This window comes from Thermohalobaculum xanthum (genome assembly GCF_016623495.1).
GTDB classification, from domain to species: Bacteria; Pseudomonadota; Alphaproteobacteria; order Rhodobacterales; family Rhodobacteraceae; genus Thermohalobaculum; species Thermohalobaculum xanthum.
In genome coordinates, this window is record NZ_JAEHHL010000001.1 from 1 (window position 1) to 25,167 (window position 25,167).

Below are 25,167 nucleotides of genomic sequence, written 5' to 3' on the forward strand. Positions count from 1 at the left end.
CCACCCTCCTGCGGGATCGACATCCGGAAAACTCCATTGATGTTCCGCGAACCTGGCGGGAGGTAATGGAGCGGACGTCCGGGGGCAAGGCTTCGAGTGGGTCGCCGCGCCGACACGAAATGTTGATCCGTGTCGCGGCGTGGGCAGCATGCTGCCGCGGAGGCGGGAATTCCCCAAAAAAGAACCCCGGGACGAGCCCGGGGTTTAGGGTAAGGCGCCGGTCGGGGACTTGACGCGGCGCCGCCTGGGAGAGCGTTACTCGGCCGCCTGGCGCAGCTGGGCGGCTTCGTGTGACTCGCGGTACCAGCCCTGCGCCGCCGCCACGCCCGAGCCGAGCTCGACCTCGTATCCGGCGTCGCGCAGCGACATCTCGGCCAGCGACAGCGCCGTCAGGCACATGCCCTCGTTCAGGTCGCCGAGATGGCCGATGCGGAAGACCTTGCCCATCACCTTCGACAGGCCGGTGCCGAACGAGATGTTGTAGTTCCGGTAGCCCGCGCTGATCACCTCGCGCGCGTCGATCGACTCGGGGACGACGATGGCGGACACCGTGTCCGAATGCCATTTCGGCTCGGCCGCGCAGAGGCGCAGGCCCCAGGCGCTGACCGCGCGGCGCACGCCCTCTGCCAGCCGGTAATGGCGGGCGAAGACGTTCTCGAGCCCCTCGCGCTCGATCCGGGCCAGCGAGGTCTTGAGGCCGTGGAAGAGCTGCGTCGGCGGCGTGTAGGGGAAATAGCCGTCGTCGTTGACCTTCATCATGTCGACGAAGTCGAAGTAGCAGCGCTTCATCGTCGCGGTCTTCGAGTCTTCGAGCGCGCGTTGCGAGACGCCGAGCATCGACAGGCCCGCGGGCAGCATGAAGCCCTTCTGCGAACCCGCGACTGCGAGGTCCACGCCCCACTCGTCCATCCGGAAATCGATCGAGCCGATCGACGAGACGCCGTCGACGAACAGCATCGCCGGATGCCCCGCCGCATCAAGCACGCGGCGAACGCCGGCAATGTCCGAGGACACGCCCGTCGCGGTCTCGTTCTGGGTGGCAAAGACGGCCTTGATCTTGTGCGCCTTGTCGGCCTCGAGGACCTTCGCATATTCCTCGAGCGGGACGCCGGTGCCCCATTCGCACTCGATCACGTGGACGTCGAGGCCGAGCCGCTCGGCCATGTCGACCCAGAGGTGGCTGAACTGGCCGAAGCGGCTCATCAACACCTTGTCGCCCGGGTTGAGCGTGTTGGTGATCGCCGCCTCCCAGGCGCCGGTCCCTGAGGAGGGGTACATGAAGACGCGGCCCGTCTTGGTCTTGAAGACGCGCTTGAGTCCCGCGAACAGCGGCTTGGTCAGGTCGCCGAAGTCCGGCGCCCGCATGTCCTGCATGGGCACGTTCATCGACTGCCGCACATCCTCGGGGATGTTCGTCGGCCCCGGAATGAAGAGATGCGTGAACCCGGTCTTCATGGCGTTTCCCCTGGCTTCCCATATCTGTCGTTGATCTTGGCGCCGCGGTTCTCGACCGCGCTATGCTGGTATCCCAGATAGCAACGCGGGCGCGGTGATCCCAGCGAAACAGGGTTGTTGCGTTGCAAATGTTGCTTACAAACTTGACAAATGTAAATCTTGTAATGAGGCTTCCACACATTGGAAGAGATCGCCCTTCGAGGGGGCCGTTCCGGCGCGGATTTGCGCCAGCGCGGCCGGAACGGGCGGATGCGAGCAGGGCAGGCGATGAAGACCCAGAAGAACTTCGTCGGGCCGCGACTCAGGCAACTGAGGCGCGAGCATCGGCAGACCCAGGCCGAGATGGCACGCGCGCTGGGCTTGAGTTCGGCCTATGTGAACCTGCTCGAGAACAACCAGCGCTCGGTCTCGGTGCGGGTTCTCATGAAGCTCTCCGAGATCTACGGCGTCGACTGGCGCGACATCGTCAAGGATGACGGGCCGACCCATCTGGCCGACCTGCGCAATGTGGTGCAGGATCCGCTGTTCTCGAAGAGCCGGCCGGACATCGAGGAGCTTCGGGCCGCGCTCGATCACGCGCCGCGCCTCGCGCAGTCTCTGATCACGCTCCACAAGAGCTACCGCCAGCTGACCGAGCGGCTGCTGGCGGTCACCGAGGGCGACAAGGACACTGCGCGCCGACTGCTTGGCGCAAATCCCGAGAGCGTGGTGCACGACCTGTTCCGCCAGCACCGGAACCACTTCGACGCGCTCGAGGATGCGGCCGACGCCTTCCGCGAGGGTGACGAAGTCGAGCCGGACGAGATCTACATCCACCTCAAGCGCCGCCTCGACCGTGAGCATGGCATTACCGCGCAGGTCGTGCCCGTCGCGGCGATGCCCAACGCGCTGCGCTACTACGACGAGACCGAGCGGCGGATCCTGCTCAGCCAGGGCCTCGACTATCCCAACAGGGTGTTCCAGCTCACCCACATGCTGGGGCTGATCGAGCATCGCGAGGCGATGGACCGGCTCATCGCCGAGGCGGGGATCGCGGGCGCGCGCGAGCAGGCGCGCTGCCGGGTCGAGCTTGCGAACTATTTCGCCGCAGCGGTGCTGATGCCCTATGACCGCGTGCTGCGCGAGGCCGAGCGATCGGGCTATGACATCGACCAGATCGCGGCGCGGTTCGGTGTCAGTTTCGAGCAGGTCTGCCACCGGCTCACGACGCTGGGCCGCGAGGGCAGGGCGGGCGTGCCCTTCTTCTTCATGCGCATCGACAAGGCGGGAAATGTCACCAAGCGCTTCAACGCGACCGCGTTCCACCTGGCGCAATACGGGGGCGCGTGTCCGCGCCTCGACATCCATGTCTCGTTCAGGACCCCGGGCCGGGTGATCCCGCAATTCGTCGAGATGCCGGACGGCTCGCGCTACTTCACCATAAACCGGACCGTCGACCGGCCGGTGCTCGCGCGCCAGACGCAGGACAACCGGCTGGCCGTGACGCTGGGCTGTGCGATCGAGCACGCGGCCAAGATCTCCTACGCCTCGTCCTATCAGCTGGGCGACCCGAACCTCTTCACCCCGATCGGCATCAACTGCCGCCTTTGCCCGCGCCAGCACTGCGCGCAGCGCGCGCACCAGCCCGTGCATTTCGAGTTGCCGATCGACGTCCACCGCCGAGGCGAGACGCGCTTCGAGAGCTGACGCCGGCGCGCATCATGGTGTCGCGGCCCGGCATCGAAGCTTGCCTGCCGGGCCGCACCGCCTTACCTCACGGCGCACGGGTTCCGGATCTGACGGAGAGGCAAGATGATCGGCAGGCTCAACCACGTAGCTATCGCGGTTCCCGACCTCGACGCGGCGGCGGCGCAGTATCGCGACACCCTGGGCGCGAAGGTGGGGGCGCCGCAGGACGAGCCCGACCACGGTGTGACCGTCGTCTTCATCGAACTGCCCAACACCAAGATCGAACTGCTCTACCCGCTCGGCGAGAACTCGCCGATCAAGGGCTTTCTCGAGAAGAACCCCTCGGGCGGCATCCATCACATCTGCTACGAGGTCGAGGATATCCTCGCGGCCCGCGACCGGCTGCAGGCGACGGGCGCGCGCGTGCTGGGATCGGGCGAGCCGAAGATCGGCGCGCATGGCAAGCCGGTGCTGTTCCTGCACCCCAAGGACTTCACCGGCACCCTGGTCGAGCTCGAGCAGGTCTGAGATGTCATTCACCTCGGGGCTCGTCTTCTACGCCATCATCTGGGCGCTGGTCTTCTACATGGTCAATCCGCTGTGGCAGGTCAGCCAGCGCGAGGCCGGCAAAGTCGTCCCCGGCACCCCCGAAAGCGCGCCGGTCGACGCCAAGCTGCGCAAGAAGGCGATCATCACGACGGTGGTCGCCGCGATCCTGTTTGGGCTGCTCTACTGGGTGATCGAGTACGACGTGATCACGCTGGATGACCTGACCTGGATGGAGCCGCCGGGACGCTACTGAGCGCGGCGCGAGCCACGTAGGGCCCGGCTGCGCGCGGGGTCCGATCCGTCACCCCGATCCGTCACCCCGATCCGTCACTCGGCGCTCGGCGTGCCTCCCGCTTCGCGCTCAGCCCCGGGCGCGGGCGCGATGCACCTGGTGGGTGAAGGTCGCGACCCCGAGCACCGGAATGATCAGGTTCAGAACGGGGATCATCAGCGGCACGGTCATCAGCGTCCCCGCGACCCACGCGCTCAACCAGTTGCGGCGCCTGAGCGCCTCGGCCTCGCGCGGCGCGAGGTGCCGCTCGGCGACCAGCTGGAAATACTCGCGGCCAAGCAGATAGCCGTTCACCGCGATGAAGACGAATGGCGCCAGTGGCCCCGCCAGCAGATAGACCACAAGCCCCACGAGGTTGACCCCGATCACCACCGCCGTGAACTTCAGCGCCGACAGCATGCTCGCGAGAAGGCCTGTGCCGGGCGTGTCGGCGACCTCGGGATAATACTTGCGCTCGACCGCGTCGGCGATGCGCTCGAGAAACAGGTTCACGAAGGCTGCGGCCACCGGGACCATCAGGAAGGTCGACCCCAAGAGCACCGCGCCGACCGCCAGCCCCTGCAGCCCCGCGACCGGCAGGCTGACCTCGCCGGCAAGTGGCAGGTCGATCGTGGCCGGGAGGAAGCCTGCGATCCATCCCGCGCCCGCCGCAAAGGCGATGAGGAGCGCAATGGTCAGCGCGAGCGACGTGGCCAGGACGCCGAGAAAACGCCGGTCGCCCATCTGCGCCAGCGCCTTGAGGAAATCGCTGATCAGAGCCATGTGATGATCGCCTCGACATCGGGGCGGGGGCGGTCGGTGGGAACGACGGTTTCGCGCCCGATATGGACGAAGCCCGCGACCGTCTCGCCCGGCTGCGCGCCCAGAGCGCCCGCGAGGAAGCCGGCATCGCGCGCCAGCGGCCCGGTCAGCCAGTTCGCTCCCCATCCGGCGGCGAGCGCGGCGTTCACCAGCGACAGGCAGACCGCGCCTGCGGACATCTCCTGCTCCCATCCCGGGATCTTGTCCGAGGGTTTCGGCGAGGCCAGAACCGCCACGATCACGGCGCCCTGCGTGAAGGCGGCCGCGGCCTTGTCGACCGTCTGCGGTTCGAGGCCGAGTGCCATACCGCGCTCGCGGGCGGCGTCGGCGACCCGGCGCCGCGCATCGCCCGAGATCACCACGAAGCGCCAGGGTTCGAGCTTGCCGTGATCGGGACAGCGCGCGGCGGCGCGGAGCAGCGTCGTCAGCTCCTTGCGGTCCGGGCCCTCGTCGCCCAGCGTCTTCGCCGGGCGCGAGCGCCGGGTCAGAAGGAAGTCCAGCACGTCGGGGCGTGCGTGCAGCGGCGTGGGCTCGGTCATGGTATCTGCGGTCATCCGGTGGCGACGAGGATCGGTCGGGTCAGGTCCGAGAGGCGTTGGCGCTGGCGGCCCTCGGCGTCGAAATTCGCGGGGTCGAGCCAGGTCTCGAACGCGGCTTTCAGCGCGGGCCACTCGGCGTCGATGGCCGCGTACCACGCGGTGTCGCGGTTGCGCCCCTTGGAGATGGTGGCCTGGCGGAAGATGCCCTCGTAGGACAGGCCCAGGCGCTGCGCGGCGCGGCGCGAGGGAGCGTTGCGCGAGTCGCATTTCCACTCGTAGCGCCGGTAACCGGCCTCGAAGGCCCAGCGCATCATCAGGTACATCGTCTCGGTCGCCGCCGGCCGACCCTGGAGGCGGGGCGAGAAATTGATATGCCCCACCTCGATCGAGCCGGACGCCGGCGCGATACGCAGGTAGCTGGCGACGCCGACCGGTCCCTCGGACGGGTCGACGATGGCGAAGAACAGGGGGTCGGAATGGCGGCTGACCTCGCTGACCCAGTCCTCGTAGGCGGCGAGGCTGGGGTAGGGGCCATAGGGCAGGTAGGCCCAGTTCTCGACCGAGCTGTTGGCCGCGTGAAGCGCCGCCGCGTGGTCCACCATCAGCGGCTCGATCCGCACCAGGCGTCCGGTCATCGTCTGGCGCCCGGGGGCACGGGGCGGCGTCCAGCCGCTGAGCGGCGCGCTGGTCGTCTGGGGAGAAGGAGAGGACATCGGGTGGCACCTCTGGATTCGGACCTCGCCACTATGGCGCGATGCCGAGCAAGGTCCAGCCCCGCTGAAGCGGAAACCCCGGCCGTCGCCCGGGGGACGGAAGAAGCGGGCGCGCCATGGCGCGCGCCGCAGCGCCGGTCACTCGCGCGGCATCAGGCGCAGGCCGAGCTCGCGCAGCTGCTGGGCGGTCACCTCGGAGGGCGCGCCCATCATCAGGTCCTCGGCCCGCTGGTTCATCGGGAACATGATGACCTCGCGGATGTTCTCGGCGTCGGCCAGCAGCATGACGATCCGGTCGATGCCCGGCGCGATGCCACCATGCGGGGGCGCGCCGTACTTGAAGGCGTTGATCATGCCGCCGAAATGGCTGTCCACGAACGCCTTGTCGTGGCCGACGATCTCGAAGGCCTTGTACATGATCTCGGGCTTGTGGTTCCGGATCGCGCCCGAGCTGAGCTCTACGCCGTTGCAGACGATGTCGTACTGGTAGCCCCTGACATCGAGGGGATCGAGCTTCTCCAGCGCCTCGAGCCCGCCCTGCGGCATCGAGAAGGGGTTGTGCGAGAAGTCGAGGGTCTTCGTCTCCTCGTCCCACTCGTACATCGGGAAGTCGACGATCCAGCAGAAGCGGAACTCGTGCTTCCAGTCGTCGTTCGGCTGCGTCTCGGCCCAGATCACGTTCCGCGCCTTGCCCGCAACATCGATGAACGAGGACGGCTTTCCGGCGAGGAAGAAGGCCGCGTCGCCCGCGCCGAGGCCGAGCTGCGTTCGGATCGCCTCGGTGCGCTCCTCGCCGATGTTCTTGGCCAGCGGGCCAGCGCCCACGACCGCACCGCCTTCCTCGCGCCAGAAGATGTAGCCCATCCCCGGCAGGCCTTCCTTCTGCGCCCAGGAGTTCATGCGGTCGCAAAAGGCACGGCTTCCACCCTTGGGCGCCGGGATCGCGCGGACCTCGTTGCCTTCCTTTTCAAGCATCTGCGCGAAGATCTTGAAGCCCGATCCGGCGAAATGCTCGGAGACGATCTGCATCTCGATCGGGTTGCGCAGGTCGGGCTTGTCCGAGCCGTATTTCAGCATCGCCTCGGCGTAAGGAATGCGCGGGAACTCCTGCGTGACGGGGCGGCCGCCGCCGAATTCCTCGAAGAGGCCGCGCATCACCGGCTCGATCGCCTGGAAGACGTCCTCCTGCTCGACGAAGCTCATTTCCATGTCGAGCTGGTAGAACTCGCCGGGGCTGCGGTCGGCACGCGGATCCTCGTCGCGGAAGCACGGCGCGATCTGGAAGTAGCGGTCGAAGCCCGCGACCATCACCAGCTGCTTGAACTGCTGCGGAGCCTGGGGCAGGGCGTAGAACTTGCCCGGATGCAGGCGCGAGGGCACCAGGAAGTCGCGCGCGCCCTCGGGGCTCGACGCCGTCAGGATCGGGGTCTGGAACTCGGTGAAGCCCTGCTCGACCATGCGCCGGCGGATCGAGGCGATCACGCCCGCGCGCAGCATGATGTTCTGGTGAAGCTTCTCGCGCCGCAGGTCGAGGAAGCGGTAGCGCAGCCGCGTCTCCTCGGGGTAGTCGACCTCGCCGAAGACCGGCAGCGGCAGTTCCTCGGCGGCGCCCAGGACCTCGATGTCGCGGACGAAGACCTCGATCTCGCCGGTCGGGAGCTTGGGGTTGACCAGCTCGGGGTCGCGCGCCTTCACCACGCCGTCGATGCGGATGACCCATTCCGAGCGCACCTTCTCGACCTCGGCAAAGGCCGGGCTGTCCGGGTCGGCCAGCACCTGCGTGATCCCGTAATGGTCGCGCAGGTCGATGAACAGGATGCCCCCGTGGTCGCGCACCCGGTGCACCCAGCCCGAGAGGCGGACATCCTCACCGACATGCGCCTTGTTCAGCGCGGCGCAGGTATGGCTGCGATAGGCATGCATTCTGGTCGTCCTCCGGGGTGGCGAGCGGGCAGGGCGTCGGGGCGCGATAGACCGCGTTCCGGGCCTGACTGTCAAGGGGCGCGGGCGGTCGCGCCCGGCCTCAGCGCATGATCGCGCCGTGATAGAAGAAGATACCCAGCCCGGTGGTGAAGACGATCTGCCCCGCGACCGCATGCAGCACGCAGGCGAGCAGGAACGAGCGGTGACGCATATAGGCCCAGGCCATCACCGCCCCGCCCACCGCGGTCATCGAGATCGTGACCCAGTTGAGGAAGAAGAGGTGCCCAAGCCCGAAAGCCGCGGCGTTGGCAACGACCGCGGTGCCGACATTGGGAAACAGGCGGCCGTAGCGCCGGAAGAACAGCGGCCGGTAGATCAGTTCCTGCGGCACGACCGAGGCGATCGGATAGGCCACCATGATCAAAAGCCACAGCTCGGGGCGCTGGCGCGGCAGTTCGAGAAAACGCTCGGGCACCAGCACGAGCGCGACGGTCGTGCAGGCAAGCGCGACCATCACCACGAAACCGAGGATCAGGCGCCACTCGTAAAGCACGGGCCCCTCGATCAGCTCGCGGAACCGGAAGCCCGGCGTCACGGCCAACAGCAGTGCCGACATCGCGGCCAGGGCGAAAAGCAGCGGAAACAGGGGATACTGGCCGAAGAAGGCGACCATCAGCACGGGCGTGCCGACGAACAGGGCCAGGAACTCGGCCCACAGACGCAGCTTGCGCGCTGGCGTCAGTGGGGCCGCGCCGGCGGCCGCGGTGGTGATTGCCTCGCTCATGGCGCCCGGTATGTCCCGCTCGGCGCGTTGCTTCAAGGCGCATCACGCGCGCCGGGCGGCGGGACCGGTCACTTTGCGTGTCGTTTGCGCAAGAAGTCCGCGCCAAAGAAAACGGGGCACCCGGTGGGCGCCCCGTCGATTGTTGGCTTGAGCGTCCCTCAGCCCTGCTGGGTGACCGGAACGATCCGGATCTCGACGCGGCGGTTCTGGGCGCGGCCCTCCGGCGTGGCGTTCGAGGCGATCGGCTGGCTCTCGCCGACGCCAAAGGACGTCACGCGCGTCGGCGTGATCCCGCGCGCGCGCAACTCGGTCGCGACGGTGTTCGCGCGGCGCTCGGAGAGCTGCAGGTTGAAGCTTTCCGAGCCGGTCGAGTCGGTATGCCCGATCACTTCGACGTAGCTCTGCGGATATTGCTGCAGCGTCTGCGCCACGTCCGAGATGATCGGGTAGAAGCCCGGCTGGAGCACCGCCGAGCCGGTCTGGAAGGTCACGTTCTCGGGCAGCCGGACATACAGCGCGTCGCCCTGCTGGTAGACGTCGGCGCCGGTCCCGGCGAGCTCGCGCTCGAGGTCGCGCTGCTGCTGATCCAGGAACTGGCCGACCGCGGCACCGGCGAGCAGGCCGATACCCGCGCCGACCAGCGCGTTCCGGTAGTCATTGCCTCCGACCAGCGTGCCAAGGGCCGCGCCCGCCAAAGCACCGCCCAGAGCGCCGGTCGCCGTACGCGGGTTCTGCTGAACGGTCTCGGCGCAGCTGGCCAGCATCGTCGTGCAGCAGGTCAGAACAATCACCGTCTTTCTCATTTTGGGGAAGCTCCCTCTCCAACTGGGGTGCACGCGAGATGACCGCGCCCCCGGCACGGCCACGCTTTGCGGCGGTATGTTACTCAGGCCCATCGGTGCCTGCCACCAGCGGCAGACCACGCACCTGTAACGTTCTCAACGCGGCGCTCCGTCGCGGGTTCCGGCGGGATCGACACCTTGCAATTTGTGACGAAATTGCCCCAAAGGACCTTCGCTGCTGCAGATGACGCTAACCATCGAAAAAGAAACCCGCGACAGCACCAACGCAGGACGTTAATCATCCCGCCCATGCAGCAGATTACAACGACAGACGAGCTTGCCGCGCTCTGCGCCCGCTGCGCGCGCGGCCCATATGTGACCGTCGACACCGAGTTTATGCGCGAGCGCACCTTCTGGTCGCAGCTCTGCCTGGTGCAGCTTGCCGCCCCCGCCGCCGATGGCGAGCCGGAGGTAGCGGCGATCGTCGATCCGCAGGCCAATGGCCTCGCGCTCGACCCGCTGTTCGAGCTTCTGGCCGATGAGCGCGTGGTGAAGGTGTTCCACGCGGCGCGCCAGGACGTCGAGATCTTCCACCACCTGGGCAGGGTCATCCCCAGGCCGATGTTCGACAGCCAGGTGGCGGCCATGGTGCTGGGCTTCGGCGAGCAGGTTGGCTACGAGACGCTGGTGCGCCGCGTCGCCAAGGCCGAGCTCGACAAGTCCTCGCGTTTCACCGACTGGTCGCGCCGACCGCTCAGCGAGAAGCAGCTTGCCTACGCGCTGGGTGATGTGACGCATCTGCGCACGATCTACGAGTCCCTGTCGCATCGGCTCGATCGTTCGGGCAGGGCGCACTGGGTGGCCGAGGAAATGGCGATCCTCACCGATCCCGAGACCTACATCACGCGCCCCGAGGATGCGTGGAAACGCATCAAGGCGCGGTCGAACAGCCCGGCGTTCCTGGCCATCGTGGCTGCGCTCGCAGCCTGGCGCGAGCGCGAGGCGCAGACCCGCGACGTTCCGCGCCAGCGGCTGATGAAGGACGACGCGCTTCTCGAGATCGCGGTCGCGCGCCCCCGCTCGCCGGAAGATCTGGGCAAGCTGCGGCTGATCCAGCGCGAGGCCCGCAAGCCAGACTTCGCGGCCGGCATCATCGCCGCCGTGGCCGAGGGGATGTCCTGTCCGCCGGATCAGCGTCCGACACTGCCGCCGCCGCCTCGGCGGCGCGAAGGGTCGGCCGCGGTTGCGGACCTGCTGCGCGTCTTCCTGAAGGCGCGTGCCGATGCGCTGGGCATTGCGGCCAAGCTGATTGCCTCGACCTCGGATCTCGACGCGCTGGCCGGCGAGGACGATCCCGACCTTCCGCTGCTGCGCGGCTGGCGGCGCGAGGTGTTCGGCGAGGACGCGCTGCGCCTGGTGGCGGGCGAGCTTGGGCTCGTCGCCCGACCGGGTGGCGTTGAGGTGTTCGAGTTCGGCTGAGACCGGGCGCGGTGCCGCGCCGCCGGATCAGAAGTCGACCTGTCCCGAATTCGACAGCGTGTGCACCCGGAAGCCGGTCACGCCGCGCATCCGCGAAGCGATCAGCTGTGCATCCGCCCGGATCTCGCGCGCAGTCAGCGTGCCCTGCGGCATGTTGAGCGCCGGATCCGGCGGCACCGCGACGAAATCGAAGTCGATATACCCGTCGGGTCCCGGCTGCCCGTCGCGGCGCGGGCGAAGGCTTGGCGCGCCATATCCCGTGGTCGGCGCCGTGCCGTATGCCGTGATCGCATACCCGTCGCGCGTCCGCCCGATCTCGATCTTGCGCAGGGCCTGCATCGGTTCGGGCTGGCGCGCGGCGATCGCGGCGGCCTCGGCCTCGCTCTCGTCGTCGCCGCCGAACAGGCTGCATCCGCCAAGCAGCGCGGCCAGGACCAGCGCCGGAAGGATTAACGGGGATCGACGCAGACGCATTGCGGATCTTGCCTCCAGAGTGAGCACGACATCGCGAAGGACCATAAGTGGCGTCGCGGGGAAAGGGAATTCCCGCAACGTCGCATGCCCATCTTTGGCCGGGGCGCACTGGACGCATCGGCATCGCGTCGCTAGATGAAAGCCTGAGCCACGGAGACGTCCCATGACCGCCCAACCCCGTTTCGAGGAAATTGTCGAGAATTTCGAGCTTTTCGACGATTGGGAGGACAGGTATCGCTACGTCATCGAGCTGGGCCGCGAGATGCAGCCACTCGACGACGCGCTGAAGATCCCGGCCCACAAGGTCGAGGGATGCGCGAGCCAGGTGTGGCTCGTTCCCTCGGTCACCGAGGGCGAGGACGGTGTCGCGCGTCTCGATTTTCGCGGCGATTCGGATGCCATGATCGTGCGCGGGCTGATCGCGGTTCTCCACGCCCTCTATTCCGGGCTCCCGCTGCGCGAGGCCGCAAATGTGGATGCGCTGGGCGAACTGTCGCGATTGGGGCTCGAGGCGCATCTTTCGGCGCAGCGTTCGAATGGTCTCAAGGCGATGGTGCAGCGCATCGGCGACCTGACCCGCGCGGCCGCCTGAGCGGTCCGGCCCATCGCCCAATCCAAACCTTGCCCTTGGGAGAGGGCGGCGCGACGTTATAGTCGCGTTCCACCGAATCACGCGCCTGTGAGGCCCGACGACGATGACCAACGCACTTGTCGATCTTCTTGCCCAACGCGACTGGCTGCTGCTCGACGGCGCCACGGGAACCAACCTCTTCGAGATGGGCCTGATGTCGGGCGATGCGCCCGAGCTTTGGAACGTCGACCAGCCCGAGAAGATCAGGGCGCTGCACCGGAGCTTTGTCGAGGCGGGCTCGGACGTGATCCTTACCAACTCGTTCGGGGGCTCGCGCTACCGGCTGAAGCTGCACCATGCCGAAGATCGCGTCTTCGAACTGAACAAGCGTGCCGCAGAACTGGCGCGCGAGGTCGCGGACGAGGCTGGCCGTAAGGTGATCGTGGCGGGCTCGGTCGGGCCGACGGGCGAGATCCTCGAGCCCGTGGGCTCCCTCAGCCACGCCGACGCGGTCGCCGCTTTCGAGGAGCAGATCGCGGGCCTGATCGCGGGCGGCGCGGATGTCATCTGGGGCGAGACGATTTCCTCGGAGGAGGAACTCCGCGCGCTTGCCGAGGCAGCGGCGAAGCAGCAGGCGCCGCTGTGTGCGACGCTCAGCTTCGACACTGCCGGGCGGACCATGATGGGGCTTACCAGTCGGCATTATGCCGAGATCGCGCCGGGTCTCGCGCAGCGCCCGATCGCCATTGGTGCGAACTGCGGCACGGGCGCGTCGGATCTCTTGCGCACGGTGCTGGGGATCACGGATGCCTCGCCCGATGCCCTGGTGATCGCCAAGGCCAATGCCGGCATTCCGAAATACGTCGACGGCCACATCCATTACGACGGCACGCCGGAGCTGATGGCGGATTACGCCTGTCTCGCCCGCGACGCCGGTGCACGGCTGATCGGTGGCTGCTGCGGCACGAAGCCCGAGCATCTGCGCGCCATGCGCGCAGCGCTCGAGGGCCACGCGGCCGGAGCCCGGCCGAGCCTTGACGAGATCCGCGCGAAACTGGGCGATTTCTCCTCGGCCAGCGACGGGACCGAGGCCGGAGACGAGGCCGGCGGCGAAGGCCGTCGCCGCCGCCGCCGAGGCTGACGCGGGCCGCCGCCGGCGCGCTTCCGCGGCCACGGAACTGCGGCCCTTGGGCCACGGTCGTGGCAACTCTGTCGGTTTGTCACCGGCGAATGACGGTTTTCTTTGAGCGACGCGATGACGTTATCGCGCATAACCCGACGAGGGGCACGCGCGGGCGTGCGAAAACCATTCCTGGGAGACCGAGCCTTGGCCGAGGAAGACGACATCATCCTGAGCGAGTTGGACGACGAGGAACTTGTCCAGCAGATGCATGACGATCTCTATGACGGCCTCAAGGACGAGATCGTCGAGAGCGTGAACATCCTGCTCGAGCGTGGCTGGGTGCCCTACGACGTCCTGACCAAGGCGCTCGTCGAAGGTATGCGCATCGTCGGCATCGACTTCCGCGACGGGATCCTGTTCGTTCCCGAGGTGCTCCTCGCCGCGAATGCCATGAAGGCGGGCATGGGCGTTCTGAAGCCCCTGCTGGCCGAGACCGGCGCCCCGCGTCTGGGGACGATGGTGATCGGAACGGTCAAGGGCGACATCCACGATATCGGCAAGAACCTCGTGTCGATGATGATGGAAGGCGCCGGTTTCGAGGTCTACGACCTTGGCATCAACAACCCGGTCGAGAACTATCTCGAGGCGATCGAAACCCACAAGCCCGATATCCTCGGCATGTCGGCGCTGCTGACCACCACGATGCCCTACATGAAGGTCGTGATCGACACGATGAAGGAAAAGGGCATCCGCGACGACTACGTCGTGCTGGTGGGTGGTGCGCCGCTGAACGAGGAGTTCGGCAAGGCGATCGGTGCAGACGCCTATTGCCGCGATGCCGCCGTGGCCGTCGAGACGGCCAAGAGCTTCATGTCGCGCAAGCACAACCAGGCAGCCGCGGCGGGCTGAGGCCGGCCGCGAGCCCCTGTGTCGTCGCCCTCGCCGCGCGCGAGGGCGTTCTTCCTTGGCAGCGGGGACTGGCCGATGACAAGCTCATTGCCAGACGATGACACCCTGACCGAGACGGGCCTCGAACTGCGGAGCAGGGGGCGCGTGCTGCTGATTGCCTGCGGTGCGCTGGCGCGCGAGATTCTCGCGCTTACACGCCTCAACGGCTGGTCGCACATCGATCTCGCCTGCCTGCCCGCGAAGCTGCACAACCGGCCGGCGCTGATTCCCGAGGCCGTCCGTGGCCGGATCCAGCGCGCGCGCAAGCAGGGCTACACCGGCATCCACGTCGTCTACGCTGACTGCGGCACCGGTGGGTTGCTCGACCGCGTCTGCGAGGAGGAGGGCGTCAGCCGGATCGAGGGGCCGCACTGCTACAGCTTCTTCGATGGCAACGACGCCTTTGCCGAACGGTCCGAGGATGAAGTCGGCGCCTTCTACCTGACCGACTTTCTCGCGCGCCAGTTCGACGCGCTGGTGTGGCGTGGCATGGGGCTGGACCGCCATCCCGAGCTGCGGGACCTCTACTTCGGAAATTACGACCGCGTGGTTTTCCTGGCGCAGACCGAGGACCCGGCGCTCGAAACCCGCGCCAGGGCTGCCGCCGATCGGCTCGGCCTCGCATTCGAGAAACGCGTTACCGGGTACGGTGATCTCGCGGGGTTCGTTTCGGCCGCGGCTCAGGGGTGAGCGCCGCGCGGTCGCGCGCGGTCTCAGGCGGCATCAGCGGTCCGAGACCAGCCTCAACCGCGGGGGCGGACGGCGCGGTGCATCCGGCGGCAGGTCGTCGTGACGCCCGCCGGTGATCGCCACCAGGCCGGGCTTGCGCGGCCCGCGGGGGCTCAGGGGCCCGGGGTGATGGAAGCTCGCCGACACGTCGGCAAACCCGCCACCATAGGCTGTGCTCTCGCAGGCCTCGACCGTCACTTCGACCGGCGTGATTGCCATCGCGTCGATCGTGAACCGCAGCGGCGGATCGCCGACGCGCACCATCGTGTCCTCGAGGCAGTGAAGCGCGCCAATCACGCGGTCAACCCGGCCGTTGTCGCTGCGGAGCGGCAACAATAGGATTTCCCACGCCTCCTTGCGCCCGTCGGCCCGGCGCAGGCGGGCATGGCCTACGCCCGGCTCGGCCAGCGTTTCGCGCAGAAGTTCGGTCAGGCTCTGGCGCGCCGCCAGATCCATGATGGAACCAACGGGCATCCCGCGGAGTTCCATACCGAAAGCATCAGCGAGTGCGGTCCCGGAAATCCGGAAACGCATGTTGCCCATCCCGAGGTCCTCGAGGATGAACAGGTTGCCGATTTTCGAGGGAATATCCCTCGGATCTACTTCGGCTCGAAATGGACATGCCCGACCTGCCCGGAGATCTTGCCAGTACGCCTCAAGGGCACGGATCTCTGGATGCAACATCGAGGACATGTTTCGGATCAGATATCCCATGAAACTACGCAACCGCTTTTGGCTGTCCGAAAAACTAATCACACCACCCTCACGACGACTTTACCCTTTCGCAACCACGAGTCCAAGCGGCGCGGTCGTCTCAAAACAAGACAGGTCGATCCCGTTGCAAAGGCCCGATCCGGTCTCAGTTGGAGCGCTGTGACGGCTTGTGAATCGCGGCCAGCGGCGGGCAGGTGTTGACCCCGGCGCCGCCGCCGCGCAATCTCCGCGCCGCCGCGGATACGGGGGTGCCCCTCGCCACGCGGCGCCTGCCTGATCCCCGTCCGACAGCGAGCGAGACCTGTGATGCCCCCATCCCCCGAGCCCGAGCGCCAGGGACTCCTGTTCGTTCTTTCCTCGCCGTCGGGGGCGGGGAAGTCCACGCTCTCGCGCCGGCTGCTGGCCGGGGACGCCGCATTCGTGCTGTCGGTTTCGGCAACGACCCGGCCGATGCGGCCGGGCGAGGTGGACGGAAAAGATTACCATTTCGTTGACGTTACGCGATTTCGCGAGATGGCCGGTGCGGGCGAGATGCTCGAGCATGCGCGCGTCTTCGATCACCACTACGGCACGCCGCGCGCGCCGGTCGAAGCCGCGATCGGGCAGGGGCGCGACGTGCTGTTCGACGTCGACTGGCAAGGCACCCAGCAGCTGCGCGACTCGGCACTGGGTTTCGCGGTCGTGAGCGTGTTCATCCTCCCGCCCTCCATCGCCGAATTGGAGCGGCGCCTGCGGCATCGCGGTCAGGACGATGACGCGGTGATCGCGCGCCGCATGGAAAAGTCGCAGGCCGAGATCAGCCACTGGGCCGAATATGACTATGTTCTGGTCAATGACGACCTCGACGCGTGCTACTCCCAAGTTGAGACAATCGTTGCTGCCGAGCGCTTGCGGCGCCAGCGTCAGAGGGGCCTCATCGGCCATGTCGAATCGCTCAATCGAGAGTTCGAGGACCTGTTTGGATGACCCTTTACTCGCTTGACGGCCACAGCCCGATCCTTCCCGCCTCGGGCGAAGTCTACATCGCGCCGGGGGCCCGACTGATCGGGCAGATCACCCTGCACGAAGGATCGAGCGTCTGGTTCAACGCCGTGATGCGCGGCGACAATGAGCCGATCGTGCTGGGCGAGGGATCGAACGTGCAGGACGGCGCGGTGTGCCACACCGACCCCGGCTTCCCGCTGACCATCGGGGCCGAGGTCACGGTCGGGCACAACGCGATCCTGCATGGCTGCACGGTCGGTGACGGCTCGCTGGTCGGCATGGGCGCGGTCGTGCTCAACGGGGCGCGGATCGGCCGCGGCTGCCTGATCGGCGCCAACGCGCTGGTGACCGAGGGCAAGGAGATCCCCGACTATTCCATGGTTCTCGGGCAGCCGGGCCGGGTGGCGCGAAGCCTCGATGAGGCGGCGGTCCAGGGACTGCGCGAGGCGGCGGCTGTCTATCGCCGGCGAATCCAGCGCTATCGCGACGGTTTCGGCACGCTCTGACCCCCGCGCCCGGCCGTCGTGGTCAGGCGGGCAGCGCCGTCAGGAGAACCGAGCCCGGCGCGCTTCGGCTGACGAGCCGGGCGCCGGCGGCGGCGAGGGCGCCCGGCAGCAAGGCAAGCTCGACCCGCCGGGGCTCGGGAAGGCGATGGGTCGGCTCGCCCGACAGCCAGGCCCGCGCGTCCGCATCCAGTGTCGCGCTCTCGCCCTCGGCCGCGAGGCCAGTGGGCCATGCGCCGTCGAAGGCCATCGTCACCGTGATCCGGCCGCGCATGCCCAGCAGGGACCGACCGCAAAGCGCCATCAGTGCCATGCATCGTGCGGCCGGGAGGCCGACCGCCGGGCCTTCGAGGCCGCTCCAGCGCATTTCGACATGCCGGCTGCCAAGGCCTTCCATCACCACGTCATGCAATTCGCTCCGCGACATGCCGCCCGTGCCATCGGCGGGCGCCCCGAAAGCGAGGCGCAAGAGCCGCAGCATCGCCGAGGCACGCGTCGCCGACTGGCGCACGAGTTCGAGTTCCTCGCGCGTGTCGGCGCCCGCGAGTTCGTGCATCAGGTCGGCGGCATTCCCGATCGCCCCGACCGGGTTCACAAGGTCGTGACAGATGCGGACCGCGACCAGGCCGGCAAGGTCATCCTGTGTCATCGTTCCTCCGCATCGGCCGGCGTCTGCGACCACCCTGTCCCGCGCCGTGGCGGATGCCGGCGAGATGGTCTAGATGAGACCGCATGGTGAACCCGTTCATAGAGGTCGGCGCTCTGGTGCGCCATACCGGCGAGCCCGACTGGGGTATCGGCCAGGTGCAATCGATCATCGGCGAGCGCGTGACCGTCAATTTCGAGAATCAGGGGAAGGTTGTGCTTCAGGGTGCAGAGCTTCCCCTCGACCTTGTCGAGCCCGACCGCTTCTGACCAGCGTCGCCGATAATGTGTGAAGGTTTCGTTAAAACGGCTTTCACAAGGTGGTCGTGCGGGTTGCTTGCGTGACGGTTGCGCGGGATCGGCATTGCCCATAGTGTCCGCCAACCGGAAGGCGCTGGTGACAGGCGCCGCCGGCAAGAAGCTCGGAAGGTCTGGGAGATCACCGCTGATGTATGTCGATGCCGGCCGCTTCGTCGTTCGACTGGCGGACTGCGCCGAGGACGTGGCGGCGGCTCAGCGCCTCAGATACCGTGTCTTCGTCGAGGAAATGGGCGCGACGGCCTCGCCTGAGGACGCCGCCGAGCGGCGCGAGCGCGACCGTTTCGATCCCTATTTCGATCACCTCCTGCTCATCGACCGCGAATGCCCGGATGCCGATCTCGAACGCGGCGTTGTCGGGGTCTATCGCGTCATGCGCAGCTCGGTCGCGCGTGCCGGGATCGGCTTTTACGGCGCGCAGGAATACGAACTGGGCCTTCTGCTGGACTATCCAAGCGAGACGCTCGAACTGGGGCGCTCCTGCGTCGACGCGGGCTATCGCGGCGGCACGGGGATGCATCTGCTCTGGACCGGGCTCGGGCACTACGTCGCCGAGCATGACGTCTCGATCCTGTTCGGGGTGGCGAGTTTCCATGGCACCGACACCTCGGCGATCGCCCAGGCGCTGAGCTACCTGCACCACAACCACCTCGCGCCCGAAGACCTCCGCGTGCGGGCGGTCGCCGACCAGTTCACGTCGATGGACATCCTGCCGGAGGACCAGGTCAACCGGATGGAGGCGCTCAGGCAGATCCCGGCGCTGATCAAGGCCTATATCCGGCTTGGCGGCTTCGTTGGCGAGGGCGCCTATATCGACTGGGACTTCAACACGATCGACGTCTGCCTGATCATGGATACCGCGCGGATGGTCGAGCGCTATCGCACCTTCTACACGCAGGCGAAGAAGCCTGACAGCACGGCGACCGCCGCGGACTGAGCGGGCGCAGGCCGGAGCGGTCGAATGTCGAGCACCTGGAGGGGAGCAGAGCCCGATCACCTGCCGCCGCTCGGAACGGCGCAGAAGCTGCGCGGCGCGGTGCGGCTCACGGCTTTCATCCTCACGACGGCGGTGATCCTGGGGATGTTCCTGGTCGGTCGCGCGCTGCGCGGAGCCTTCGGACGCCGGGTGACCTTCCACTTCCTGCTGGCGCAATGCTGGGCCCGGGCGGGCCTTTGGCTGACGGGGCTTGGCCTGCGGGTCGAGGGACGGCCGGTCGGTGCCGGGGCTCTTGTCGCCAACCACTCGTCCTGGATCGACATCCTCGCGCTTCGGGCCGTGACGCTGGTCTATTTCGTGGCGAAGTCCGAGGTCAGGGACTGGCCCGTCGTGGGCTTCATCACGCGCGTCACCGGAACCGTCTTCATCGAGCGCCGCCGCAGCCATGCCAAGCGGCAGGAAGAGATCCTGCGCGAGCGCATCGCTGCGAGCCAACTGCTGGCCTTCTTCCCCGAGGGCACCTCGACCGACGGGCTCCGGGTCCTGCCGTTCAAGAGCTCGCTCTTCTCGGTATTCTTTCTCGACGGCCATGGTGCCGAGCTTTGGGTCCAGCCGGTGACGATCCGCTATTTCCCCGACCCGCGGGATCGCGTGCCGCCAAGCTTCTATGGCTGGTGGGGCGACATGAATTTCGAGGCGCATATCTGGCAGGTTCTGGCGCGTTCGCGGCACGGTCTGGTCGAGGTGATCTTCCACGAGCCCGTCCGCCCGACCGCGTTCGGCGATCGCAAGCTGCTGGCGGATCACGCCGGGCGCGCAGTCGCCGAGGGGCACGCCACGGGGCGGACGGTTCCGGCACCGCCGGGCCACTAGCCATCGCCAGGGCAGGCGGGGTGCTTCGGTGCCGCCCCGGCAGCGTTCAGAGCGGCGCGACGGTGCGGGGTTGCCAGCCTACGGGGGGGCGGTGCTAAGCTGCCCTAGTTTTCACAACCTGACAGGTTCTCCATGAGCGACAGCTCCTTCTCGTCGCAGCTTCCGCGGCGGGGCCCCACGCACCCCGAGATCAGCCTCGCGGTGTCCCCCCCCTCCGACATGACCGACCCCGTCGAGCTCGGCGCCTGGCTGCGCAATCACGCAGTCGAGGAGGTCGAGTGCGTGACGCCCGACTTTGCCGGCATCGGGCGCGGCAAGGTCATGCCCAGCTCGAAATTCATTCGCGACAATCCGACCTTCCTGCCGACCTCGCTTTTCTTCCTGACGATTACTGGCGGCTATCCGGATATCGCGAACTTCACCGGCTACGACACCGATGCCGACCTGATGCTCAAGCCCGACTACGGCACCATGCGTGCCGTCCCCTGGGCCAATGACCGCTCGGTTCAGGTGATCCATGACGTGTCGGACCGCGAGGGGAACCTTGCGGATTTCGCGCCGCGCTCGGTGCTGCGCCGGGTGATCGGCCAATACGAGGCGCAGGGCTGGCAGCCGATCGTGGCGCCGGAGATCGAGTTCTACCTGACCAAGCCGAACACCGACCCGGACTATCCGCTCGAGCCGCCGCTCGGCCGCTCGGGGCGCCGGGCGCAGAAGAGCCAGGCCTACTCGATCTCGGCGGTCGACGAGTACGACACCGTGATCGAGCACATCTACGATTACGCCGAGGCGCTGGGGCTCGAGATCGACACCATCATCCAGGAAGCGGGTGCAGCCCAGCTCGAGGTCAACCTGCGCCACGGCGATCCGCTGGAACTGGCCGACCAGGTGTTCCTGTTCAAGCGCCTGATCCGCGAGGCGGCGCTACGCTGTGGCTGCTACGCCACCTTCATGGCCAAGCCGATGGAGGAGCAGCCCGGCTCGGCCATGCACATCCACCAGAGCGTGGTGGTGAAGGCGACGGGCGAGAACCTGTTCTCGACCCCGGAGGGCGCACCCTCGGACGCGTTTCGCCACTTCATCGGCGGGCAGCAGGCCTACCTCAAGGCGGCCTGCTGCCTGATGGCGCCTTACGTGAACTCGTACCGCCGCCTCGTCCCGGGCATCACCGCGCCGATCAACCTCGACTGGGGGCGCGACAACCGCACGACGGGCCTGCGGGTTCCGATCTCGCCGCCGGCCGCGCGGCGCGTCGAGAACCGGGTCGTGGGCGCCGACGCGAACCCCTATCTCGCGATCGCCGGCACGCTCGCCGCGGGGCTCCTGGGGATGATCCAGGGCGTCGAGCCGCGCGACGAGGTGCGCTCGGACAGCTACGAGCGGCCGCGCGAATTGCCCTATGGCCTGCTTGATGCGGTCGAGCAGTTCAAGCGCTGCGATCCGCTGCGCGACGCGCTGGGCAAGGGGTTCTCGGACCTCTACGCCGCCGTGAAGGAGCACGAGTACGAGGAGTTCATGCGGGTGATCAGCCCGTGGGAGCGCGAGCACCTGTTGCTCAACGTCTGATCCGAACCTGCCGCAAGCGGCGGCCAGCGGCCGCCGCGTTGTCTTGCCGGTTCAGTTCAGCGCAGCGCCTCGGCGAAGGCCGACACCGCGGCGGCCGGGTCGGGCTGACCCCAGACCAGCGTGGGGTCGGGGACGACGAAGTCCGTGATCGCCGCCAGCCGCCGCGCGTCGTCGAGCGTGACGCCGCCCTCGGCGACGACGGGCGTCTCGATCATCTCGGACCACCACTGGAACAGCGCGTCGTCCGCCGCGGCTCCGTCGCCCAGCGCGCCCTGGACGCGCACCGGTCCCAGCGAGACGTAGTCCGCGCCCGCCTCGGCCAGTGACATCGCGCGGTGGCGCTCGGCGCCGCCGAAGGCGCCGATGATCGCATCGCGCCCCAGCGTCTTGCGCAGGTCCCGGATCGGCGCCCGGCTGCGGCCGATATGAACGCCGTCGAGCCCGAGCGCGCCGACCAGGCGATGATGCTCGGCAATCACCAGCGGCACGTCCGCCTCGTGGCAGGGCGGCAGAAGGTGATTGGCCGCGCGGATCCACGCGGCCTCGTCCGGCCCTTCGCCGAGATCGAGGCGCAGGCACGCGACGGCGCCGGTCGACAGCATCGCCTGCAGCTCGGCGACATGAGTGTCGGGGTCGAAGGCGGCGGGGGTGACGATGTAGAGGCGCGCGGCCTCTGGTTCCTGGGTCATGGTGTCCTGGTCTTCGGCGCGAGGCTTGGTCAGTTGGGACAGCCGATGCGCTTCGGGACCATTAGACGGGCGGGACGGCGGCGCTCGGCCTCGGCGAACATCGGGCCGACATTCCTGCCGAAGGAACTCACATTGTCAACCTGTGCGACGTGACGCCTGAGCGCCGGCGTCAGCGCGGCCTCGCTCAGCGCCGGCAGCTTGGCGGGATCGTCGAAGCTGAACATGACATAGGCAAGGTCGTCGCCGCGGCGGATCACCCAGTCGCGGTCGCGGTCCTGCCACTCCAGCACGGCGTTGAGCGGGCGCGGCCAGCTCTTCAGCGGAAAGCGTCCGCAGACGATCGGCCCCGGCCAGTGGCGGTAGTTCTCGCTCAGGAAGGGCGGCATCAGCTGGATCGTGCATTCCTCGTCACAGACGAAGAAGAGGTTGAGCGCGAGCTGCACCGCCAGCGTCGTCGCGTCGCGCTGGGCCGAGGGCTTGATCGGCGTGACCAGCGCGCGGAACCCTTCCTCGCTGAGGCTGCTGTCGCGCGGGACGCGGCCAAGCTGTGGCGGCTGCGCTTTGGGATGCGACAGGCGCAGCCTCAGATCGAAGGGCGCGCGCAGCCGCACCAGCCGGTCCTCAAGCCCCGCCGCCACCAGTCCCGGCGCGCTTCCTGCGGCCTCCCGGCCCACCGGCTCGGGTGGGAAGAAGGCGAGCGCGGCCTGCGGCGAGGAATTGCGCCAGCCCACGGGGACGCGGACGGGATCAGGCATTCTCGACCTCGTCGAGCGGGACCAGCAGGCGCTGGGGGCGGCGCATGCGGGCCATCTCCCAGACCTGCTCGATCTTGTCGGTGATGTGGTGCAGGCCCTGCATCCCCTGTCGGTATTCCTCGAGTTCGGGCGTCAGTGCCGCCTCGATCATCTCGGGTCGCTTCTCGGGCCGGTCGAACTCGAAGAGGAACAGGCAGAGCGGCTCGCCCTGTTTGATCACGAGTTCCTGCCCCGGGTCCTCCCACTCGAAGGCCCAGCTCAGGTTCTGCGGCCAGAGCGTCAGCGGCCAGCGACCGGCGACTACGGTGCCTGGCCAGCGCCGGATCGACGGCCCCAGGAAGGGCGGCAGCTGCGACACCGTGCAGGGCTCGTCGGTCACCAGGAAGAAGGGCAGCCGAAGCTGGATCACCGGCTTGCGCGGATGCCGCCAGCGCGCAGGCGGCTCGACCACCAGCATGTCCTTGAGCTTGTCGGGCTGCACGAAGGTGCCTTGCTCGACCACCTGGAGCCCGAAGCCGCCCTGCGGGCCCTTGGTCATCTTCAGCCGCAGTCCGATTGGCGCGGGCAGTTCGACCAGCTGGCGCTCCATGCTGTTCACGGCCGGGCAGTTCTGCACGGCGCGCATGCCAAGCGGCCGGTCTCGGGTCGAAAAGACGGTGCGGGGCGGCGCGAAGGCGAAGCCCCCCTCTTGGTCGGTCAGGCAGAATCCGATGGGGCAGCGGGTGCTCGGTGCGTACATGGGGGGCTGATCCGGTCCGGCGCTTCTGAAATCCGCGTCGATCATAGGGCCGATCCGAGCACCCCGCATGACCGCCCCGATCACGAGTGCGAGACCCGAGTTTACCCCGCCGTGCGCGGTGTCGGGCGCCAGTCGGGCGGCGCCAGCTCGAAGCCGCCGAACTCGAAGCCGGGTGAGACCGTGCAGCCCACCAGGGTCCAGGCGCCCAGCGAGCAGGCGGTTTGCCACCAACCCTGCGGCACGATGCGCTGCGGGCGCTGGCCGGTCGCGAATTCGGGCCCGAGGATCGTCGCCTCGGCGTCATGGCCGTTCGCCGACACGGTCAGGGATAGCGGCGCGCCGGCGTACCAGTGCCAGATCTCGGCGGCGTCGACGCGATGCCAGTGGCTGACCTCGCCCGCTTCCAGCAGGTAGTAGATCGCCGTGCCGGCGGCGCGCTCGCCCTCGGCCGCCTCGGCGCGCCAGGTCTCGCGATACCAGCCGCCCTCGGGATGGCGCTGGAGTTCGAGCGTGCGGATGAGGTCCGGGGCGGTCGTCATGGCGTCAGCCTAGTCGCGGGCCGATGGCTCGCAAGGGAATTCAGGCCACCGGAAGAAAAAGGCCCCGGCGTCGCCGCCGGGGCCCTGCGATTGGCCGAGGGCGAGGATCAGGCCTTGCCCTTGTAGATGTCGATCAGCGTGTTGAGCATCGCGATCGCGTCCTCGCGCGGGCGCTGGAAGGTGTTGCGACCGATGATCGAGCCGTTGCCCCCGCCGTCGCGGATCGCGCGGGCGTCGTCGTAGACCGAGCTCTCGCCCTTCTTCGCGCCGCCCGAGAAGACGACGATGCGTCGGCCGTTGAAGGCCGCCTGCATGCAGTGGGCGACGCGCTTGGCCTGCGTCGCGACGTCGATCTTCTCCTTCTCGTAGACCTTCTTGGCCTCGCCAAGCTCGAGATGGTCGGTCGAGAGCTTGATCTTGATGACATGCGCGCCCAGCAGCGCCGCGATCTGCGCGGCATAGGCGGCGATGTCGATCGCCGTCTCGCCGTCCTTCGAGATCGCCTCGCCGCGCGGATACGACCAGATCACGGTGGCGATGCCCGCGGCGGCGGCCTCCTCGCGCATTTCGCGGATCTCCTCGAACATGTCGAGCGCCATGTCCGAGCCGGGATACACCGTGAAGCCGATGGCCGAGCAGCCCAGGCGCAGCGCGTCCGACACCGATGCCGTGACCGCCTGGTTCTTGCCCGCGGTCTCCGACATCAGCGAGTTGGCCGAGTTGACCTTCAGGATCGTCGGGATCTGGCCGGCGAAGGTGTCCGCCCCCGCCTCGATCATGCCCAGCGGCGCGGCATAGGCGTTCAGCCCCGCGTCGATCGCCAGCTGGTAGTGGTAATGCGGATCATAGGCCGCCGGGTTCGGCGCGAAGCTGCGCGCCGGGCCGTGCTCGAAGCCCTGGTCGACGGGCAGGATGATCATCTTTCCGGTGCCGCCCAGCTTGCCGTTCATCAGCATGCGGCACAGGTTCGCCTTCACGCCGGGGTTCTCGCCCTCGTAGTTGGCCAGGATCTTCTGAACTGTGCGGGTCGCCTTCATGGGGTTCCTCTCTTCGCGATGCGGGCTCTTCCAGCCCT

Annotated in this window: 29 protein-coding genes; 14 read left to right on the forward strand and 15 right to left on the reverse strand. The window is 67.8% G+C overall.

Annotated features, from left to right (window positions below; genetic code table 11):
• Positions 1-255: 255 nt before the first annotated feature.
• Positions 256-1,455: an aminotransferase class V-fold PLP-dependent enzyme gene (locus H0I76_RS00005; protein WP_200605470.1), complete on the reverse strand. Its 1,200-nt coding sequence runs from the start codon at positions 1,453-1,455 to the stop codon at positions 256-258.
• A 267-nt stretch (positions 1,456-1,722) separates the two neighbouring features.
• Here H0I76_RS00005 and H0I76_RS00010 point away from each other — a divergent pair, with 267 nt between their 5' ends.
• The 3 genes from H0I76_RS00010 (at position 1,723) to H0I76_RS00020 (ending at position 3,925) form a co-directional block, all read left to right on the forward strand.
• Complete coding sequence (locus tag H0I76_RS00010; protein ID WP_200605472.1) at positions 1,723-3,141, forward strand: helix-turn-helix domain-containing protein; 1,419 nt, start codon at positions 1,723-1,725, stop codon at positions 3,139-3,141.
• Positions 3,142-3,246: 105 nt separating this feature from the next.
• The gene (mce, locus tag H0I76_RS00015) at positions 3,247-3,651 is read left to right on the forward strand and encodes a methylmalonyl-CoA epimerase (RefSeq protein ID WP_200605474.1); all 405 of its coding nucleotides are present in this window, start codon (positions 3,247-3,249) and stop codon (positions 3,649-3,651) included.
• 1 nt (position 3,652) lies between these two features.
• A complete protein-coding gene (locus tag H0I76_RS00020) occupies positions 3,653-3,925 on the forward strand; it encodes a DUF1467 family protein (protein WP_200605477.1) in 273 nt (90 codons plus the stop codon).
• Between the two features lie 108 nt (positions 3,926-4,033).
• On the opposite strand, the gene H0I76_RS00025 is transcribed toward H0I76_RS00020, so the two are convergent.
• From H0I76_RS00025 to H0I76_RS00050, 6 genes are all read right to left on the reverse strand, one after another.
• Positions 4,034-4,726 carry an EI24 domain-containing protein gene (locus H0I76_RS00025; RefSeq protein ID WP_200605478.1) on the reverse strand — a complete coding sequence of 231 codons (693 nt, stop codon included), beginning with the start codon at positions 4,724-4,726 and terminating at the stop codon, positions 4,034-4,036.
• On the reverse strand, positions 4,717-5,304 hold the full coding sequence (locus H0I76_RS00030; protein WP_200605480.1) for a nitroreductase family protein: 588 nt from the start codon (positions 5,302-5,304) through the stop codon (positions 4,717-4,719). The genes H0I76_RS00025 and H0I76_RS00030 overlap by 10 nt, the downstream gene beginning before the upstream one ends.
• A gap of 11 nt (positions 5,305-5,315) precedes the next feature.
• Positions 5,316-5,939: a GNAT family N-acetyltransferase gene (locus H0I76_RS00035; RefSeq protein ID WP_234455026.1), complete on the reverse strand. Its 624-nt coding sequence runs from the start codon at positions 5,937-5,939 to the stop codon at positions 5,316-5,318.
• Between the two features lie 216 nt (positions 5,940-6,155).
• The gene (gene aspS, locus H0I76_RS00040) at positions 6,156-7,940 is read right to left on the reverse strand and encodes an aspartate--tRNA ligase (protein WP_200605484.1); all 1,785 of its coding nucleotides are present in this window, start codon (positions 7,938-7,940) and stop codon (positions 6,156-6,158) included.
• A gap of 100 nt (positions 7,941-8,040) precedes the next feature.
• A complete protein-coding gene (locus H0I76_RS00045; protein WP_200605486.1) occupies positions 8,041-8,724 on the reverse strand; it encodes a CPBP family intramembrane glutamic endopeptidase in 684 nt (227 codons plus the stop codon).
• Between the two features lie 158 nt (positions 8,725-8,882).
• Positions 8,883-9,527 carry an OmpA family protein gene (locus H0I76_RS00050; protein WP_200605488.1) on the reverse strand — a complete coding sequence of 215 codons (645 nt, stop codon included), beginning with the start codon at positions 9,525-9,527 and terminating at the stop codon, positions 8,883-8,885.
• 288 nt (positions 9,528-9,815) lie between these two features.
• Between H0I76_RS00050 and rnd the strand changes: the two genes are divergently transcribed.
• Positions 9,816-10,985, forward strand: coding sequence for a ribonuclease D (gene rnd, locus H0I76_RS00055; protein WP_200605490.1), 1,170 nt, complete (start codon positions 9,816-9,818; stop codon positions 10,983-10,985).
• Between the two features lie 27 nt (positions 10,986-11,012).
• Here the strand turns inward: rnd and H0I76_RS00060 are convergent, their stop codons facing one another.
• Positions 11,013-11,459, reverse strand: coding sequence for a hypothetical protein (locus tag H0I76_RS00060; RefSeq protein ID WP_200605492.1), 447 nt, complete (start codon positions 11,457-11,459; stop codon positions 11,013-11,015).
• A 163-nt stretch (positions 11,460-11,622) separates the two neighbouring features.
• On the opposite strand from H0I76_RS00060, the gene H0I76_RS00065 reads away from it, so the two are divergent.
• The 4 genes from H0I76_RS00065 to H0I76_RS00080 all read left to right on the forward strand — a co-directional run bounded on the left by H0I76_RS00065 (position 11,623) and on the right by H0I76_RS00080 (position 14,791).
• Positions 11,623-12,051, forward strand: coding sequence for a SufE family protein (locus tag H0I76_RS00065; RefSeq protein WP_200605494.1), 429 nt, complete (start codon positions 11,623-11,625; stop codon positions 12,049-12,051).
• A gap of 103 nt (positions 12,052-12,154) precedes the next feature.
• Positions 12,155-13,171, forward strand: a complete 1,017-nt coding sequence (gene bmt / locus H0I76_RS00070) for a betaine--homocysteine S-methyltransferase (protein WP_200605496.1) — start codon at positions 12,155-12,157, stop codon at positions 13,169-13,171.
• 186 nt (positions 13,172-13,357) lie between these two features.
• Positions 13,358-14,062, forward strand: a complete 705-nt coding sequence (locus H0I76_RS00075) for a corrinoid protein (RefSeq protein WP_200605498.1) — start codon at positions 13,358-13,360, stop codon at positions 14,060-14,062.
• A gap of 75 nt (positions 14,063-14,137) precedes the next feature.
• The gene (locus tag H0I76_RS00080; RefSeq protein WP_200605499.1) at positions 14,138-14,791 is read left to right on the forward strand and encodes a DUF1638 domain-containing protein; all 654 of its coding nucleotides are present in this window, start codon (positions 14,138-14,140) and stop codon (positions 14,789-14,791) included.
• Between the two features lie 33 nt (positions 14,792-14,824).
• On the opposite strand, the gene H0I76_RS00085 is transcribed toward H0I76_RS00080, so the two are convergent.
• The gene (locus H0I76_RS00085; protein ID WP_200605501.1) at positions 14,825-15,523 is read right to left on the reverse strand and encodes a PAS domain-containing protein; all 699 of its coding nucleotides are present in this window, start codon (positions 15,521-15,523) and stop codon (positions 14,825-14,827) included.
• A 327-nt stretch (positions 15,524-15,850) separates the two neighbouring features.
• Here H0I76_RS00085 and gmk point away from each other — a divergent pair, with 327 nt between their 5' ends.
• Together gmk and H0I76_RS00095 are read left to right on the forward strand one after the other, a co-directional pair.
• The gene (gene gmk / locus H0I76_RS00090; protein ID WP_200605503.1) at positions 15,851-16,510 is read left to right on the forward strand and encodes a guanylate kinase; all 660 of its coding nucleotides are present in this window, start codon (positions 15,851-15,853) and stop codon (positions 16,508-16,510) included.
• Positions 16,507-17,034 (forward strand): gamma carbonic anhydrase family protein, encoded by a 528-nt coding sequence (locus H0I76_RS00095; RefSeq protein WP_200605504.1) that lies wholly within the window; start codon positions 16,507-16,509, stop codon positions 17,032-17,034. The genes gmk and H0I76_RS00095 overlap by 4 nt, the downstream gene beginning before the upstream one ends.
• 22 nt (positions 17,035-17,056) lie before the next feature.
• On the opposite strand, the gene H0I76_RS00100 is transcribed toward H0I76_RS00095, so the two are convergent.
• A complete protein-coding gene (locus tag H0I76_RS00100) occupies positions 17,057-17,680 on the reverse strand; it encodes a histidine phosphotransferase family protein (RefSeq protein WP_200605505.1) in 624 nt (207 codons plus the stop codon).
• Positions 17,681-17,766: 86 nt separating this feature from the next.
• Between H0I76_RS00100 and H0I76_RS00105 the strand changes: the two genes are divergently transcribed.
• The 4 genes from H0I76_RS00105 (at position 17,767) to H0I76_RS00120 (ending at position 21,370) form a co-directional block, all read left to right on the forward strand.
• A complete protein-coding gene (locus tag H0I76_RS00105; protein ID WP_200605506.1) occupies positions 17,767-17,946 on the forward strand; it encodes a DUF3553 domain-containing protein in 180 nt (59 codons plus the stop codon).
• A gap of 178 nt (positions 17,947-18,124) precedes the next feature.
• Entirely contained in the window at positions 18,125-18,931 is an 807-nt protein-coding gene (locus H0I76_RS00110) for a GNAT family N-acetyltransferase (RefSeq protein ID WP_200605507.1), read from the forward strand.
• Positions 18,932-18,955: 24 nt separating this feature from the next.
• The gene (locus tag H0I76_RS00115) at positions 18,956-19,804 is read left to right on the forward strand and encodes a lysophospholipid acyltransferase family protein (protein ID WP_200605508.1); all 849 of its coding nucleotides are present in this window, start codon (positions 18,956-18,958) and stop codon (positions 19,802-19,804) included.
• Positions 19,805-20,023: 219 nt separating this feature from the next.
• Positions 20,024-21,370 carry a glutamine synthetase family protein gene (locus H0I76_RS00120; protein ID WP_200607729.1) on the forward strand — a complete coding sequence of 449 codons (1,347 nt, stop codon included), beginning with the start codon at positions 20,024-20,026 and terminating at the stop codon, positions 21,368-21,370.
• Between the two features lie 56 nt (positions 21,371-21,426).
• Here H0I76_RS00120 and H0I76_RS00125 read toward each other — a convergent pair whose 3' ends face one another.
• The 5 genes from H0I76_RS00125 to H0I76_RS00145 form a co-directional block, all read right to left on the reverse strand.
• Positions 21,427-22,059: a thiamine phosphate synthase gene (locus H0I76_RS00125; protein WP_200605509.1), complete on the reverse strand. Its 633-nt coding sequence runs from the start codon at positions 22,057-22,059 to the stop codon at positions 21,427-21,429.
• Positions 22,060-22,088: 29 nt separating this feature from the next.
• Positions 22,089-22,814, reverse strand: coding sequence for a hypothetical protein (locus tag H0I76_RS00130; protein ID WP_200605512.1), 726 nt, complete (start codon positions 22,812-22,814; stop codon positions 22,089-22,091).
• A complete protein-coding gene (locus H0I76_RS00135) occupies positions 22,807-23,553 on the reverse strand; it encodes a hypothetical protein (RefSeq protein WP_200605513.1) in 747 nt (248 codons plus the stop codon). Before H0I76_RS00135 ends, H0I76_RS00130 begins: the two co-directional genes overlap by 8 nt.
• A 101-nt stretch (positions 23,554-23,654) precedes the next feature.
• Positions 23,655-24,092, reverse strand: coding sequence for a cupin domain-containing protein (locus H0I76_RS00140; RefSeq protein ID WP_200605514.1), 438 nt, complete (start codon positions 24,090-24,092; stop codon positions 23,655-23,657).
• Between the two features lie 107 nt (positions 24,093-24,199).
• The gene (locus H0I76_RS00145) at positions 24,200-25,129 is read right to left on the reverse strand and encodes a class I fructose-bisphosphate aldolase (protein ID WP_200605516.1); all 930 of its coding nucleotides are present in this window, start codon (positions 25,127-25,129) and stop codon (positions 24,200-24,202) included.
• Between the last annotated feature and the right edge of the window lie 38 nt (positions 25,130-25,167).

Bases quoted from the DNA above. Each gene is read 5' to 3' on its own strand.
- H0I76_RS00005 (WP_200605470.1), bottom strand. From the start codon at position 1,455: ATGAAGACCGGGTTCACGCATCTCTTCATTCCGGGGCCGACGAACATC.
- H0I76_RS00010 (WP_200605472.1), top strand. From the start codon at position 1,723: ATGAAGACCCAGAAGAACTTCGTCGGGCCGCGACTCAGGCAACTGAGG.
- mce (WP_200605474.1), top strand. From the start codon at position 3,247: ATGATCGGCAGGCTCAACCACGTAGCTATCGCGGTTCCCGACCTCGAC.
- H0I76_RS00020 (WP_200605477.1), top strand. From the start codon at position 3,653: ATGTCATTCACCTCGGGGCTCGTCTTCTACGCCATCATCTGGGCGCTG.
- H0I76_RS00025 (WP_200605478.1), bottom strand. From the start codon at position 4,726: ATGGCTCTGATCAGCGATTTCCTCAAGGCGCTGGCGCAGATGGGCGAC.
- H0I76_RS00030 (WP_200605480.1), bottom strand. From the start codon at position 5,304: ATGACCGAGCCCACGCCGCTGCACGCACGCCCCGACGTGCTGGACTTC.
- H0I76_RS00035 (WP_234455026.1), bottom strand. From the start codon at position 5,939: ATGACCGGACGCCTGGTGCGGATCGAGCCGCTGATGGTGGACCACGCG.
- aspS (WP_200605484.1), bottom strand. From the start codon at position 7,940: ATGCATGCCTATCGCAGCCATACCTGCGCCGCGCTGAACAAGGCGCAT.
- H0I76_RS00045 (WP_200605486.1), bottom strand. From the start codon at position 8,724: ATGAGCGAGGCAATCACCACCGCGGCCGCCGGCGCGGCCCCACTGACG.
- H0I76_RS00050 (WP_200605488.1), bottom strand. From the start codon at position 9,527: ATGAGAAAGACGGTGATTGTTCTGACCTGCTGCACGACGATGCTGGCC.
- rnd (WP_200605490.1), top strand. From the start codon at position 9,816: ATGCAGCAGATTACAACGACAGACGAGCTTGCCGCGCTCTGCGCCCGC.
- H0I76_RS00060 (WP_200605492.1), bottom strand. From the start codon at position 11,459: ATGCGTCTGCGTCGATCCCCGTTAATCCTTCCGGCGCTGGTCCTGGCC.
- H0I76_RS00065 (WP_200605494.1), top strand. From the start codon at position 11,623: ATGACCGCCCAACCCCGTTTCGAGGAAATTGTCGAGAATTTCGAGCTT.
- bmt (WP_200605496.1), top strand. From the start codon at position 12,155: ATGACCAACGCACTTGTCGATCTTCTTGCCCAACGCGACTGGCTGCTG.
- H0I76_RS00080 (WP_200605499.1), top strand. From the start codon at position 14,138: ATGACAAGCTCATTGCCAGACGATGACACCCTGACCGAGACGGGCCTC.
- H0I76_RS00085 (WP_200605501.1), bottom strand. From the start codon at position 15,523: ATGTCCTCGATGTTGCATCCAGAGATCCGTGCCCTTGAGGCGTACTGG.
- gmk (WP_200605503.1), top strand. From the start codon at position 15,851: ATGCCCCCATCCCCCGAGCCCGAGCGCCAGGGACTCCTGTTCGTTCTT.
- H0I76_RS00095 (WP_200605504.1), top strand. From the start codon at position 16,507: ATGACCCTTTACTCGCTTGACGGCCACAGCCCGATCCTTCCCGCCTCG.
- H0I76_RS00100 (WP_200605505.1), bottom strand. From the start codon at position 17,680: ATGACACAGGATGACCTTGCCGGCCTGGTCGCGGTCCGCATCTGTCAC.
- H0I76_RS00110 (WP_200605507.1), top strand. From the start codon at position 18,125: ATGTATGTCGATGCCGGCCGCTTCGTCGTTCGACTGGCGGACTGCGCC.
- H0I76_RS00115 (WP_200605508.1), top strand. From the start codon at position 18,956: ATGTCGAGCACCTGGAGGGGAGCAGAGCCCGATCACCTGCCGCCGCTC.
- H0I76_RS00120 (WP_200607729.1), top strand. From the start codon at position 20,024: ATGACCGACCCCGTCGAGCTCGGCGCCTGGCTGCGCAATCACGCAGTC.
- H0I76_RS00125 (WP_200605509.1), bottom strand. From the start codon at position 22,059: ATGACCCAGGAACCAGAGGCCGCGCGCCTCTACATCGTCACCCCCGCC.
- H0I76_RS00130 (WP_200605512.1), bottom strand. From the start codon at position 22,814: ATGCCTGATCCCGTCCGCGTCCCCGTGGGCTGGCGCAATTCCTCGCCG.
- H0I76_RS00135 (WP_200605513.1), bottom strand. From the start codon at position 23,553: ATGTACGCACCGAGCACCCGCTGCCCCATCGGATTCTGCCTGACCGAC.
- H0I76_RS00140 (WP_200605514.1), bottom strand. From the start codon at position 24,092: ATGACGACCGCCCCGGACCTCATCCGCACGCTCGAACTCCAGCGCCAT.
- H0I76_RS00145 (WP_200605516.1), bottom strand. From the start codon at position 25,129: ATGAAGGCGACCCGCACAGTTCAGAAGATCCTGGCCAACTACGAGGGC.